At 69.4% G+C, this 13,179-nt stretch carries 15 protein-coding genes; 9 read left to right on the forward strand and 6 right to left on the reverse strand.

What is annotated here, in order from left to right; translation table 11 throughout:
• Nucleotides 1–33 precede the first annotated feature (33 nt).
• From NL241_RS16950 to NL241_RS16960, 3 genes are read left to right on the forward strand one after another with little or no spacing between them, the layout of a single operon-like run.
• Entirely contained in the window at nt 34–1,179 is a 1,146-nt protein-coding gene (locus tag NL241_RS16950; protein ID WP_494398152.1) for an 8-amino-7-oxononanoate synthase, read from the forward strand.
• Nucleotides 1,176–1,871, forward strand: coding sequence for a dethiobiotin synthase (gene bioD / locus NL241_RS16955; RefSeq protein ID WP_494398153.1), 696 nt, complete (start codon nt 1,176–1,178; stop codon nt 1,869–1,871). Before NL241_RS16950 ends, bioD begins: the two co-directional genes overlap by 4 nt.
• A gap of 4 nt (nt 1,872–1,875) precedes the next feature.
• On the forward strand, nt 1,876–2,478 hold the full coding sequence (locus NL241_RS16960) for a 2'-5' RNA ligase family protein (protein ID WP_487695892.1): 603 nt from the start codon (nt 1,876–1,878) through the stop codon (nt 2,476–2,478).
• Here NL241_RS16960 and NL241_RS16965 read toward each other — a convergent pair.
• Entirely contained in the window at nt 2,464–3,048 is a 585-nt protein-coding gene (locus tag NL241_RS16965) for a TetR/AcrR family transcriptional regulator C-terminal domain-containing protein (protein ID WP_487695891.1), read from the reverse strand. The genes NL241_RS16960 and NL241_RS16965 overlap by 15 nt on opposite strands.
• A gap of 42 nt (nt 3,049–3,090) precedes the next feature.
• On the opposite strand from NL241_RS16965, the gene bioB reads away from it, so the two are divergent.
• The 3 genes from bioB to NL241_RS16980 are packed head-to-tail and all read left to right on the forward strand — an operon-like array spanning nt 3,091 to nt 5,053.
• Entirely contained in the window at nt 3,091–4,125 is a 1,035-nt protein-coding gene (gene bioB / locus NL241_RS16970; protein ID WP_494398154.1) for a biotin synthase BioB, read from the forward strand.
• Between the two features lie 11 nt (nt 4,126–4,136).
• Nucleotides 4,137–4,388: a biotin synthase auxiliary protein BsaP gene (bsaP, locus tag NL241_RS16975; protein ID WP_487695889.1), complete on the forward strand. Its 252-nt coding sequence runs from the start codon at nt 4,137–4,139 to the stop codon at nt 4,386–4,388.
• Nucleotides 4,385–5,053, forward strand: a complete 669-nt coding sequence (locus NL241_RS16980; RefSeq protein ID WP_494398155.1) for a DUF2567 domain-containing protein — start codon at nt 4,385–4,387, stop codon at nt 5,051–5,053. Before bsaP ends, NL241_RS16980 begins: the two co-directional genes overlap by 4 nt.
• Here the strand turns inward: NL241_RS16980 and NL241_RS16985 are convergent.
• Nucleotides 5,027–6,379 (reverse strand): lipase family protein, encoded by a 1,353-nt coding sequence (locus tag NL241_RS16985; RefSeq protein WP_494398156.1) that lies wholly within the window; start codon nt 6,377–6,379, stop codon nt 5,027–5,029. The genes NL241_RS16980 and NL241_RS16985 overlap by 27 nt on opposite strands.
• An 86-nt stretch (nt 6,380–6,465) precedes the next feature.
• Entirely contained in the window at nt 6,466–7,161 is a 696-nt protein-coding gene (locus NL241_RS16990) for an NUDIX hydrolase (protein WP_487695886.1), read from the reverse strand.
• Nucleotides 7,162–7,206: 45 nt separating this feature from the next.
• On the opposite strand from NL241_RS16990, the gene nadA reads away from it, so the two are divergent.
• From nadA to nadC, 3 genes are read left to right on the forward strand one after another with little or no spacing between them, the layout of a single operon-like run.
• Entirely contained in the window at nt 7,207–8,244 is a 1,038-nt protein-coding gene (gene nadA, locus NL241_RS16995) for a quinolinate synthase NadA (protein ID WP_494398157.1), read from the forward strand.
• A complete protein-coding gene (locus tag NL241_RS17000; protein WP_494398158.1) occupies nt 8,241–9,827 on the forward strand; it encodes an L-aspartate oxidase in 1,587 nt (528 codons plus the stop codon). The genes nadA and NL241_RS17000 overlap by 4 nt, the downstream gene beginning before the upstream one ends.
• Complete coding sequence (gene nadC, locus NL241_RS17005; protein ID WP_494398159.1) at nt 9,827–10,684, forward strand: carboxylating nicotinate-nucleotide diphosphorylase; 858 nt, start codon at nt 9,827–9,829, stop codon at nt 10,682–10,684. Before NL241_RS17000 ends, nadC begins: the two co-directional genes overlap by 1 nt.
• Before the next feature lie 59 nt (nt 10,685–10,743).
• On the opposite strand, the gene NL241_RS17010 is transcribed toward nadC, so the two are convergent.
• The 3 genes from NL241_RS17010 to rhtB form a co-directional block, all read right to left on the reverse strand.
• On the reverse strand, nt 10,744–11,826 hold the full coding sequence (locus tag NL241_RS17010) for a PrsW family intramembrane metalloprotease (RefSeq protein ID WP_494398160.1): 1,083 nt from the start codon (nt 11,824–11,826) through the stop codon (nt 10,744–10,746).
• Entirely contained in the window at nt 11,823–12,410 is a 588-nt protein-coding gene (locus NL241_RS17015; protein ID WP_487695880.1) for a hypothetical protein, read from the reverse strand. Before NL241_RS17015 ends, NL241_RS17010 begins: the two co-directional genes overlap by 4 nt.
• 66 nt (nt 12,411–12,476) lie before the next feature.
• Complete coding sequence (gene rhtB, locus NL241_RS17020) at nt 12,477–13,112, reverse strand: homoserine/homoserine lactone efflux protein (protein WP_494398161.1); 636 nt, start codon at nt 13,110–13,112, stop codon at nt 12,477–12,479.
• Between the last annotated feature and the right edge of the window lie 67 nt (nt 13,113–13,179).

Here is a 13,179-nt window from a genome sequence, read left to right on the forward strand (position 1 = left end):
CGTTCCGTTCGCCCCGACATGGCGAGGTCATCGGTGTCGATTCGTGCGCAGGTATCACCACTGGAGTGGCTCGACGCCACCGAACAGCAGCGCCGCGCCGCCGGACTGCGGCGGGCACTACGCCCCCGGCCCGCGGTGGCGCCGGAACTGGATCTGGCCTCCAATGATTACCTCGGGCTGTCGCAGCACCCGGCGGTGATCGAGGCCGGGGTGGCCGCCCTGCGCACCTGGGGAGCGGGTTCGACCGGATCCCGGCTCGTCACCGGCGACACCGACCTGCACCAGCAGTTCGAACGCTCGCTCGCCGAATTCGTCGGCGCGCCGGCTGCTTTGGTGTTCTCGTCGGGATACACGGCCAACATCGGCGCCGTCGTGGCACTGTCGGGCCCCGGCTCGCTGCTGGTCTCCGATGCCTATTCCCACGCCTCCCTGGTCGACGCCTGCCGGCTCTCGCGGGCGCGGGTCGTGGTCACTCCGCACCGCGACGTCGACGCCGTCGAGCAGGCCCTGGCGGGCCGTACCGAAGAACGCGCACTGGTCATCACCGATTCGGTGTTCAGCGCAGACGGGGCGCTGGCGCCGCTGCGCCGGCTGCACGAGGTGTGCCGAAAACACGGCGCGGTGCTGCTGGTCGACGAGGCGCACGGACTCGGGGTGCGTGGCGACGGTGGGCGCGGCCTACTCCAGGAAACCGGGCTGGCGGGCGCCCCCGACATCGTGATGACGACGACGTTGTCCAAGGCGCTGGGCAGCCAGGGTGGTGCGGTGCTCGGATCCGTGGCGGTCCGTGACCACCTGATCGACGCGGCCCGAACCTTCATCTTCGACACCGGTTTGGCGCCGGCGGCGGTCGGCGCAGCGCTGGCTGCTCTGCAGCTGCTGGCCGCCGAACCCGAACGCGCTCGAGCTGTCCTGGCCCACGCGCGCGAACTGGCGCGGGTGTGCGGGGTCGCCGACGAACCACAGTCGGCGGTCGTGTCGGTCATCCTCGGCGAGCCGGAGGTGGCCGTGGCGGCGGCCGCCGCCTGCCTGGAACGCGGGGTCCGGGTGGGCTGTTTCCGGCCGCCGACGGTGCCCGCGGGGACATCGCGGCTGCGCCTGACCGCGCGCGCGTCGCTGACCGCCGACGAACTGGGCCTGGCCCGGCGGGTGTTGACGGAGGTGTTGGCCGGCCGATGAGCGTCGTCGTGGTTTCCGGGACCGGAACCGGTGTGGGCAAGACGGTGGCCACCGCCGCGCTGGCGTGTCATGCGCGCCTCCTCGCCCTGCCCGTGGCGGTCTGCAAACCGGTGCAGACCGGAACCGCCCCGGCCGGAGCCGAAGCCGGTGACGACGACCTGGCCGAAGTGGGCCGCTTGTCGGGTATCGCCGGGCTGCACGGCCTGGCGCGCTACCCCGAGCCGCTGGCGCCTGTCGCAGCCGCGGAGCAGGCCGGTGAACCGCTGCCCACCGAGGAGGAGCTGCTGGCGGCCATCCGTGCCGTCGACGCGCCGGGGCAGCTCACCCTGGTCGAAGGCGCCGGCGGCCTGCTGGTGCAGATCGGCGCCGGCGGTGTCACGGTCCGCGATCTGGCGGAGCGGCTGGACGCACCGGTCGTGGTGGTGGTGTCCGCGACGTTGGGCACCCTCAACCACACGGCCCTGACCCTGGAATCGCTGGCTCATCGGGGGTTGCGCTGCGCCGGATTGGTCATCGGCTCGTGGCCGGCCCGGCCGGGTGCTGCCGAGGTGTCGAACCGGGGCGCGCTGGCCGAACTGGCACCGGTGCGCGCGGCGCTGCCGGCCGGGGCGGGTTCACTGTCGGCGCAGGACTTCTCGACGCTGTGTGCTTCGGCGTTCGATCCTGAGTGGCTGACCGGTTTGATCGAATGAGCCGGTGGCACATTCGATCGAGCTGTACTTCGACGACGACACCGACGCTGCGCTGAGGGCGGTGTGGGCGGAACTGGCCGAGGCCGGGGTGCCCAGTCAGCTGCGGGTGACGTCCACCAGCAACCGGCCGCACGTGACGATGGCGGTGGCGGGCCGTATCGACCCCGCGGTGGACGACGAGCTGGCGCAGCTGGGGGAGCACCTGCCCCTGCCCTGTACGGTCGGCGCCCCCCTGGTCTTCGGTCATCCGCCCGCGAACGGGCCGGAAAATGCTGGCGACTCGGACCAAGCGGTCGATCTGGGCGTGGGCCGCTTCACCCTGGCGCACCTCATCGTGCCGTCCACCGCACTGCTCGAGCTGCACGACGCGGTGAACCGCATCTGCGCGCCGCACATGTCGTCGTGGCGTGCACCGCACACCGACTCACAGCAGTGGACACCGCACGCGACGCTCGGCCGCAAACTGACCGCCGAGCAGGTCGCGGTGGCGCTGGCCTGTGCCCGCGGTGTCACGCGGGAGCGGCGCGCGTTCTTCGTCGGACTCCGGCGCTGGGATGGCGACGCCCGCGTCGACTACCGATTGATCGAGAACTCACGGCTGCCGTAGACCACCGCGCACCGAGATCCCGTCGATCAGCAGGGACAACCCGAAACCGAATGTGTCCGGCCGGTCCACCCCCAGCCCGGACTGCCCGGCCGGCAGCGCCCCCGCGGAGTCCAACTGCAACCGCGACTGCTCATCGACGGTGAACCCGAGGGTGTAGTAGACGATGGTGCGCGCCGCCAGCTCGGTCTGCGCATCCGGCACCCCGGCGTCGCGGGCGGCATCGGCCAGCAACCCCAGGATCAGCGGCATGGCCGCCGATTGCCCCGAGGCGAAGCTCGACGAGGCCAGCTCGGCGCCGTCGGTGTGCGACAGCAGTGCGTCACGCAGTCGGCTGCACACCGTGGCGATGCGTTCACGCCAGCCCAGGCCGTCGACCGGCCGGCAGGCGGGTCGCAGCAGCTCGTCGGCCACCGCGCCCAGCAGTTCCTGTTTGTTGGCGAAATGCCAGTACAGGGCGCCGGCGGTGACGTCGAGTTCACGCGCCAGCCGGCGCATGGTCAGGTCGGCGATCCCGAAGTTGTCCAGGATCTCGGTCGCTGTGCGAATCACGTCTCGTTTGTGCAGTTGCACGCCACTAGCCTAACCTGAACACCGTTCAAGTGGCACGCAGGGATGCTGCAAACGAGAGGAGCGTCAGCCGTGACGCAAGCTGCAGTCGATGTACTCGGACTGGCCCGCGAGCAGGTTCTGGACCGCGGTGAAGGTCTCACCCAGGATCAGGTGCTGCAGGTCCTGCAACTGCCCGACGACCAACTCGAAGCCCTGCTGGCCCTGGCCCACGAGGTCCGGATGAAGTGGTGCGGCCCCGAGGTCGAGGTCGAGGGCATCATCAGCCTCAAGACCGGCGGTTGTCCCGAGGACTGCCACTTCTGCTCTCAGTCGGGCCTTTTCGCCTCCCCGGTACGCAGCGCATGGCTCGACATCCCGAGCCTGGTGGAAGCCGCCAAACAGACCGCGAAATCGGGGGCCACCGAGTTCTGCATCGTCGCCGCCGTGCGCGGCCCCGACGAGCGGCTGCTGGCCCAGGTGGCCGCGGGGATCGAAGCCATCCGCAACGAGGTCGACATCCAGATCGCCTGCTCGCTGGGCATGCTGGACCAGGAGCAGGTGGACCGCCTCAAGGGCATGGGCGTGCACCGCTACAACCACAACCTGGAGACCTCGAAGTCGTTTTTCCCGAATGTGGTCACCACCCACACCTGGGAGGAGCGCTGGGGCACCTTGGAGATGGTGCGCGACGCCGGTATGGAGGTCTGCTGCGGCGGCATCCTCGGGATGGGCGAGACCCTGGAGCAACGCGCGGAATTCGCCGCGAACCTCGCCGAGCTCGATCCACACGAGGTACCGCTGAACTTCCTCAACCCGCGCCCGGGGACGCCGTTCGGCGACCTCGAGGTGCTTCCGGCCGCCGAGGCGCTCAAGGCCGTCGCCGCGTTCCGGCTGGCGCTGCCGCGCACCATGCTGCGCTTCGCGGGTGGCCGGGAGATCACCCTCGGCGACCTGGGCGCCAAGAAGGGCATCCTGGGTGGCATCAACGCGGTGATCGTGGGCAATTACCTCACCACACTGGGCCGGCCGGCCGAGGCTGACCTGGAACTCCTCGACGATCTGCAGATGCCGATCAAGGCGCTCAACGCGAGCCTGTAGAAAAGCAGGTGATGGTTCACGATTTCGCGAGCACTGCGCCCGAGCCGGTAGCCGCAGGCGCCTACAACGTCTACACCGGCGTGGCGGCCGATGCCGAAGCCGGCGCCTCGGTGCCCACCGCGGCGCAGTTGGGTCTGGAACCGCCCCGGTTCTGCGCCGCGTGTGGCCGCCGGATGATCGTCCAGGTGCGCCCCGACGGCTGGTGGGCCAAATGCTCGCGGCACGGCCAGGTGGACTCCGAGGATCTGGACACCCGGCGATGACCGCGGTCCCGGTCGCCATGGACACCACGGCCCCGCGGGTCTCGCGACGTCGCGCGGCAACACTCGTCATCGCCGGCTTGACCGCCGCCGGCCTGGTGCTCGGTGGACTGTGGGCCTGGCTGGCCCCGTCCGTGCACGGGGTGATCGCGTTGACCCGTGCCGGTGAGCGGGTGCAGACCTATCTCGGCGACGAAGCCGACCACTTCTTCGTCGCCGCGTTCCTGATGCTGGGCCTGTTGTGGGTGGTCGCCGTGGTGACCCCTGTTCTGGTGTGGCAGTGGCGTGCGCATCGTGGCCCGCTGATGGTGGCCGCACTGTCGATCGGAGCCGCCCTCTGCGCGACGGCCGCCACGACCGTCGGCGCGGTGCTGGCGCGGCTGCGGTACCCACCGGTGTACCTCGACACCGCACCCGTCAGCCCCGATCAGCGGGTGTATTACTACACGGAGGCACCGTCGGTGTTCTTCGGTGCCGGCCCGCTGCAGATGGCGGCCACGCTGCTGATTCCCGCTGCCACCGCGGCACTGGTGTACGCCATGTTCGCGGTGTCCACCGCACGGGACGATCTCGGCGGCTACCCGCCCGTTGAGCCGGTGTTCCTGCCGGCCCCACAGTCGGTGCCGGTGAGCGCCGACAGCTCAGCGGTCGAAGCGGGAGAGCGGTAGCCGCTCCAGCTGGCGCCCGGTGATCACCTTGGCGCTGATCACTCCCAGGCGCAGCATGCCGCGGTAGGTCGAAGGGTTCAGCAGGGTCGGCCACCTGGTGCGCGCCAGGTGCTCCTGCAGCGGCCGGCCGGCGAAGCGGTCACGCAGCCAGCGCAGCGTCATCGGCGCCGACATCGGGTGCAGCAGCATGTGCTCGCTGAACATGTCGCGGTGGTAGGTGACCTCGCAGCCGCCGGCGGTGTAGACCTCGGCCAGTTCGTCGATGTCGTCCACCGAGACGATGCGATCGTGGACGGCCTGGACGATCAGCACCGGCAGTTTGGGTGCGGCGGTGCCGAGCTTGATGTCGGCGAACACCCGCTGGATTTCCGGGGTCGCCAAGATCTCCTCGAGAGGACGGTCGACCATCGTGCCCAGGTCGCTGCCGATCAGCCGCAGGACCGCGCTCATGGTGGTCTGCTTCTCGAGGTCGAGCAGCATCGCCTTGCCCTCAGCGGTGGCGTGCTCCTGGATCACCCGGTCCAAAACGGGATAGATGTGGGTCAACGCCGCCACCACCATGGCGGGCAGGCCGGAGTAGAAGCTGCCATTCAGCCGGCGGAACGCGTGGCCCAGGTCGCCGACCGGTGAGCCGAGGACCGCGCCGACGATGTTGAGTTCGGGAGCGTAAGCGTCGGCCATCTCGGCAGCCCAGGCCGTCGCCAAACCGCCACCGGAGTATCCCCACAGCCCCAGCGGTGCGTCCTGGGCCAGGCCCAGGCGCTCCATGCTGGTGGCGGCCCGCAGTCCGTCGAGGACGTGATAGCCCGGCTCGACGGGCGCGCCCCACAGGCCGCGCAGCCCCTCGTGATCCGGCACCGACACCGCCCACCCCTCGGCCAGTGCGGCCGCGATCAGCAGGAACTCCAGCTGTGCCAGCGCGCCCACCGCCTTGGCGCCGCGGCGCAGCGCGTACGAGGGGAAGCACCGGTCGGCCACCGCGTCGATGGCGCACTGGTAGGACACCACCGGGCACGGAGTGGTGGCGGACCGTTCGGCGGGCACCAGCACGGTGGTGACGGTCGCTTCGGGGTCACCGTGCAGGTCGGTCGTGCGGTAGAGCAGCTGAGTCGCGGTGAATCGCTGCCGGATCAGGCCGAGAAAGGCGAGCTCGACATCGCGGGACCGCAGCACCGTTCCCGGCTCGGCGTGCTCGAAGCCCTCCGGCGGTGCGTAGAAGGGATCGTCATGCGGAAGCAGCGGCTTGGCGCCGCGCTGCAACACCTGATGAGGTGTCCTGCCTATCCACTCGGCGCCGGTCGCCTTGGCTGCACTGCCAATCTCCATGCCAGCTCCTCTTCATGACCGAGCGCCCATTGTCTCTTAATGAACCCTTAGGAACCAAGCGGGGTGGCACTGGGTGCCGGTCAGGCTCAGTTTGGCGGACGGAATGCGGCGAACTCGTCAGTGACGCGCAGTTGGGCGTCGGTGAATTTGTACATCGCGGCCGGGCGGCCGCCGCTGCGCCCGGACTGCGCGGTGGTGCCGGTGCGGGTGATCACGCCGCGGCGAGCCAGCACACGCTGCAGATTTGTTGCGTCGACCTGGTAGTCCAGGGCGGTGCTGTAGATGTCGCGCAACGTGGACAGCGCGAATTCCTTTGGCGCCAGGGCGAATCCGATGTTGGTATATGACAGCTTGGCGGCCAGCCGTGTGCGGGCGTGGCTCACCATGGGGCCGTGGTCGAAGGCCATCGGCGGCAGGTTGTCCACCGGGTGCCAGCGCGTGTCGGCCGGTAGTTCGGGGGTGGCGGGGGAGGGGACCAGGCCCAGGAATGTGGTGGCGATGGTGCGGGTGTCGCCCGGAACCCGGTGCGGGTCGGAGAACACCGCCAATTGCTCGAGGTGGGCTATCTCACGTAGGTCCACCTTCTCGGCGAGTTGGCGCCGGACTGAACTCGTCATGTCTTCGTCGTGTCGCAGCCGCCCGCCGGGCAGGGACCACGCGCCGCGTTGCGGATCGAGCGCGCGTTGCCACAGGAGCACGCTGAGCTGCGGTTCTTTGGTCGTCAACCGGCGAACCTGGAAGACGACGGCGAGCACTTCGTGGGCAGTGCTACGATGTGGCATGTTTTCGATCATAAGTCGAAAACCTCGATGGCGAAAGGAGCGGTCATGACTGTGCTCGACCGCATGGACGGATTGGCAGCCCAGATCTCCAACGGGCCCGACGGCTATTCCGGTGTTGTCGGCGACCAGCAATGGGCGGACGAGATCCGCCGCCTCCTCAAACTGCGGGGCGCCACGCTGCTTGCGCACAACTACCAGTTGCCGGCCATCCAGGACGTCGCCGACCACGTGGGCGATTCCCTGGCGCTCTCGCGCATCGCCGCCGAGGCACCCGAGGACACCATCGTCTTCGCAGGTGTGCACTTCATGGCGGAGACGGCCAAGATCCTGTCACCGGAGAAGACGGTCCTGATCCCGGACCAGCGGGCCGGTTGCTCACTGGCCGACTCCATCACCGCCGAGGAACTGCGGGAGTGGAAGAACGAGTTCCCCGATGCGGTGGTCGTCTCCTACGTCAACACCACCGCCGCGGTGAAGGCACTGACCGACATCTGCTGCACGTCGTCCAACGCGGTCGAGGTCGTCGCCTCGATTCCCGAAGACCGCGAAGTGCTGTTCTGCCCCGACCAGTTCCTGGGTGCCCACGTCAAACGCGAGACCGGCCGCAAGAACCTGCAGATCTGGGCCGGTGAATGCCACGTCCATGCCGGCATCAACGGCGACGAGCTCGCCGAGCAGGCGCGCAGCCACCCCGACGCGGAGCTGTTCGTGCACCCCGAATGCGGTTGCGCCACTTCGGCGTTGTACCTGGCCGGTGAGGGCTCCTTCCCGGAGGACCGGGTGAAGATCCTGTCCACCGGCGGCATGCTCGACGCCGCCCGGCAGTCCAAGGCCCGCCAGGTGCTGGTGGCCACCGAGATCGGTATGTTGCACCAATTGCGCCGTGCTGCACCGGAAATCGACTTCCGAGCCGTCAACGACCGCGCCTCCTGCAAGTACATGAAGATGATCACCCCGGCCGCGTTGCTGCGCTGCCTGGTCGAGGAGGCCGACGAGGTGCACGTCGACCTCGAGACCGCCGCGCTGGCGCAACGCAGCGTGCAGCGGATGATCGAGATCGGTCAGCCCGGCGGCGGCGAATGAACCGTGTCCGTGCCGCCGCCTGTGGGGGCGGCGGGCTGTGGCAGCAGCGGGCCGATGTCGTGGTCATCGGCACCGGAGTCGCCGGTCTGGCGGCGGCGCTGGCGGCCCACCGCGCAGGCCGTCGGGTTGTGGTGTTGAGCAAGATCTCCGAAACCGCGACGCATTACGCACAGGGCGGTATCGCCGTCGTCATTCCCCGTACCGACGACTCGGTGGACGCGCATGTGGCTGACACGCTGGCCGCCGGAGCGGGTCTGTGTGATGCGGATGCGGTCCGGTCCATCGTGGCCGACGGCTACCGAGCCGTCACCGAATTGGTTTGCGATGGAGCCGTTTTCGATCAGCGGCCCGAGGGCGGGTGGGCGTTGGGCCGCGAGGGTGGCCACTCGCGGCGGCGCATCGTCCACGCCGGCGGTGACGCCACCGGGGGCGAAGTCCAGCGCGCACTGGACCACGCCGCCGCTTCGCTCGACATCCGCCGCGATCACGTTGCCGTGCAACTGCTGCGCGACGAGGACGCCATCACCGGCGTCGCCGTGGTCAGCCCCCACGGTCCCGGAATCGTGCACACCGGTTCGGTGATCCTGGCCACCGGCGGCCTCGGCCATCTCTACAGCGCCACCACCAACCCGGACGGCTCCACCGGCGACGGCATCGCATTGGCGCTGCAGGCCGGGGTGCCGGTCAGCGACCTGGAGTTCATCCAGTTCCACCCGACCATGTTGTTTTCCGACGCCCGGCAGTCCGGCGCCCGTCGGCCCCTCATCACCGAGGCGATCCGCGGTGAGGGCGCGATCCTGGTCGATGCGCGCGGTGACTCGGTGACCGCCGCTCTGCACCCGATGGGGGACCTGGCGCCACGTGATGTCGTCGCCGCCGCGATCGACGCACGGCTACGCGAGACCGGGGACGCCTGCGTCTACCTCGACGCCCGCCGCCTCGACGGGTTCGCGCGGCGGTTCCCCACGGTGACGGCCGCCTGCCACGCCGCGGGTATCGATCCCACCCGGCAACCGATACCGGTGGTGCCCGGGGCGCACTACTCGTGCGGCGGGGTCGTGACCGACGTGCACGGCCGCACCGAGCTGCCCGGGCTGTTCGCCGCCGGTGAGGTGGCCCGCACCGGGATGCACGGCGCCAACCGGCTGGCTTCCAACAGCCTGCTCGAAGGTCTGGTGGTCGGCGGCCGGGCCGGCCGCGCCGCCGCGGACCACGCCGCCACGGTGGGTATCCGGACCGCCAGGACAGAAGACGGGCCCGGTGTACCCGTGGTGGACCGGGCCCGGCTGCAGCAGACGATGTCGCGTTCGGCCTCGGTGGTCCGCTCGGCCGCCGGGCTGCGCGCGCTCAGTGAGCTGGTTTCCACTGCGCCCCTGGTTCAGCCGCGTACGCGCGCACAGTTCGAGGATGCCGCCCTGACCGCCACCGCCGCCGCGGTTGCCGCGGCCGCCATGGCGCGTACCGAAAGCCGGGGCTGCCACCATCGGGCCGAACATCCCGGGACAGACGACCACCTGGCACACAGCACCGTGGTGCGTCTGGTGCAGGGCGGTCCGGCGGTCGAGACGGCGGTGGCATGCTGATGGCTCTCACCGCTCACGAACTGCACGAGGCGCGGGCCGCCATCGCCCGGGCACTCGACGAAGACCTACGCTACGGTCCCGACATCACCACGCTGGCAACGGTTTCCGAAGATGCCAGCACCACCGCGGCGATGGTCACCCGGGCACACGGAGTGGCGGCGGGAATCGACATCGCGCTGCTGGTTCTCGATGAGGTACTCGGCGTCGACGGCTACCAGGTCCTGGGTCGGGCCGACGACGGGGACACCCTGGTTCCGGGTGACCCGCTGCTGACGGTCGAGTCCGAGACCCGCGGGCTGCTCACCGCCGAGCGCACCATGCTCAACCTGGTGTCCCACCTCTCGGGCATCGCCACCGCGACGGCGGAATGGGTTGCCACCGTGGACGGTACGAACGCCCGGATCCGGGACACCCGCAAGACGCTGCCGGGTATGCGCGCGCTGCAGAAGTACGCCGTGCGCGTCGGTGGCGGTGTCAACCACCGGATGGGTCTGGGGGACGCCGCGCTGATCAAGGACAACCACGTCGCCGCAGCCGGATCGGTGGTCGCCGCGCTGCGCGCGGTCCGCACCGCCGCACCCGACCTGCCGTGCGAAGTCGAGGTCGACTCCCTCGACGAGCTCGACGCCGTGCTGGAGGAGGATGTGCAGCTGATCCTGCTCGACAACTTCGCGGTGTGGGAGACCCAGATCGCGGTGCAGCGCCGGGATTCCCGTGCTCCGCATGTCCAGTTGGAGTCCTCCGGCGGCCTGTCGCTGGACCGGGCGGCGGCCTATGCGAGCACCGGCGTCGACTACCTGGCGGTGGGCGCGCTCACACACTCGGTGCGGGTGCTCGACATCGGACTCGACTTCTAGGCAGCGGGCTCGAGCAGCACCGCGACACCGACGGGCTGGTTCGATTGTTCGGACCCGGATCAGCCCGCCTGGATGACGTCGAGGGCGGCATTCTGCTCCCGACGTGCCGCCTTCTTCCCCGCGCGTCCGCCACTTCTGCGGGCCTGTTTCTGGAATGCCCGCCGCGACCGCCGGGTCAACAGCGAGTCCAGCAGCGCCCGGTCGAACGGCAGATCGGGTCGCTGCTCGATCTGCGCGCGGACCCAGGCCCGTTCGGCGCGCAGCAGCAACAGCACCGGTACCAGGAAGATCACCAGGTTCAGCGCGACCTTGCCCAGCATCACCCCGACGGCCACGAGCCCCTCCTCGGGGCCTGGCGAATCCCAGATGAAGTGCATCAGCGAAGCGCAGAACATCAGCGCCACCGCGACCACCACCCGCCGGGGCAGGGACCAGCTGTCCCGGCCGGCGAACGTCGGCATCAGCAGCAGCACCCCCACCGTCGCCAACGCGGTGTACGCCCAGTGCGCGGGCACGGCGGTGAACACCCGCAGCACGAGGTTGCCGCCGGCGCCGGACAGGTCGGAGTCCAAGCTCGAGATCGCCTGCCGGGTCGCATAGACCAGGTCTTCGAAGATGTCGAAACCGAACCCGACGTACATGCCGAGCAGCAGCGCGTGGGAGATCCTGGTGAACACCGGCGCGGCCAGCACCAGGATCACCAACGCGCACAACGCCTTTGCCGCTTCCTCGATGATCGGTGCCGACAGCGCCGCCGACCATTGTGCGGCGACATCGGGGTCAAGCACCCGGGCCCAGACCCCGAACAGTGCGGTGTTGCCCGACATGGCCATGGTGACCGCCACCGTTGCGCCCATCGCGGCGCCGGCCACCAGCACCTGGGGGTAGGCGCGCACACTGCGGAACGGGTCGAACTTGTTCATCAGCCAGATCAGGAAGACGATGAAACCCAGCCACAGCGGGGCCAGGGCCACCTGCGCGTCGAGGGTCTCCTTGATGGCCGCACCGTTCTCGGCCAGCTGGATCACCGTGCCGACCACCAGCGCCACGATGAACAACCAGAAGACCGCCGATTCGGGCCGGTAGATCACCGGCACCCGCGCGCGGGCGGTGGTGGTGTGGCGTTCGACGGTCGCGGTCATGGGGTGCCTCCTGTCTCGGTCCGGGTCAGCGGGCCGACGAGGTCGGCGATGGGCGGTGCGGGATGGTCGCCGTCGCCGAGCGCGATCACCGAGATCACGACGTCGTCGTCGGTCAGATAGGCGCAGGTCCCGGTCAGTGTCTCGGTCACCACAACACAGGTGTCGCCGCTGAGGTCGCCGTCGGCGGATGTGATCTGCCCACCGTCGAGCGCCGACGGCATGCCCTGCACGCGGTTGGACCGCATCAGTCGCTGTGTCACCGCCTCGCGTTCGCGGTCGGCTCGGTCGTAGACCTCGACGATCACCACCGCGCCGTCGGTGCGCAGCACCGCCGAGTCGCCGTTGTCCTGCGTCTGCCACCCGTCCGGAGCGGTCACGACCACCCCGTGGCCTTCGGCGCTGACGATCTCGACGGTCTTGTCGCCGGAAGCAGCCTCGGCCCACTCGCGGTCCGGCAACGCCGCTTCGAGCAGCATGGGAATCAGCGGAACGGCCAGAAGGCCGGCAGCAAGCGCGAATGCCGCCGGCTTCTGTGTCATCTTCCGTTTACCGTGCGGTACATCGGTGTTGGTGATCAGCGACATCCGTACGTTCACTCCGATGCTCGAGGTCTGCGGTGCATAGCCGCAGCTAACCTTAAACGAGCAGAGTCATGCGGTCGCGGCGCGCCGGACGAAGGACAACACCACCGCAGCTGCGGCGAACAGTCCCGAGAACACCCGGTTGACGGCCCGTTGCTGGCGTGGCGTCGACAGGAACCCGAGGACCCGGGCGGCCAGCCCCGCGTACCCGCCCATCACCACCAGGTCGACCACCACCATGGTGGCGCCGATGACGAGGTATTGCTGCAGCAGCGGCGCCGACGGCACCACGAACTGAGGGAGCACTGCCAGCAGGAACACCAGTCCCTTCGGATTGGTGAGGTTCACCAGCGCGCCGCGGGTCATCAACGACAACGCTCCCGACGAACCCGCCGGGTTCATCTGCGCGCGCAGGTCGACGCCGGCCGCCCGCCATTGCCGGACCGCCAGATAGATGAGATACGCCACACCGAGCCACTTGATGATGGTGAAGGCGAGCACGGAGTTGGCCAGCGCGGCGCCCAGACCGATGGCGACCAGCGCCAACTGCACCATGAGCCCGATCTCCAGCCCGATGATCGACCAGTAGCTGCGGCGCAGGCCATGGGTCAATCCGGTCGCCATCGACAGAATCGCCCCGGCGCCCGGCGACACGCTGATGGCGATCGCCGCGCCGAGAAACGCGAACCAGACTTCCCATTCCATGGCCGCAGTCTGGCAGCTGCCAACTCCGCAGCTCAATCAATTTTTAAACAGGAGCATCGATCAGGGA

This window comes from Mycolicibacterium sp. SMGY-1XX (assembly GCF_059132455.1).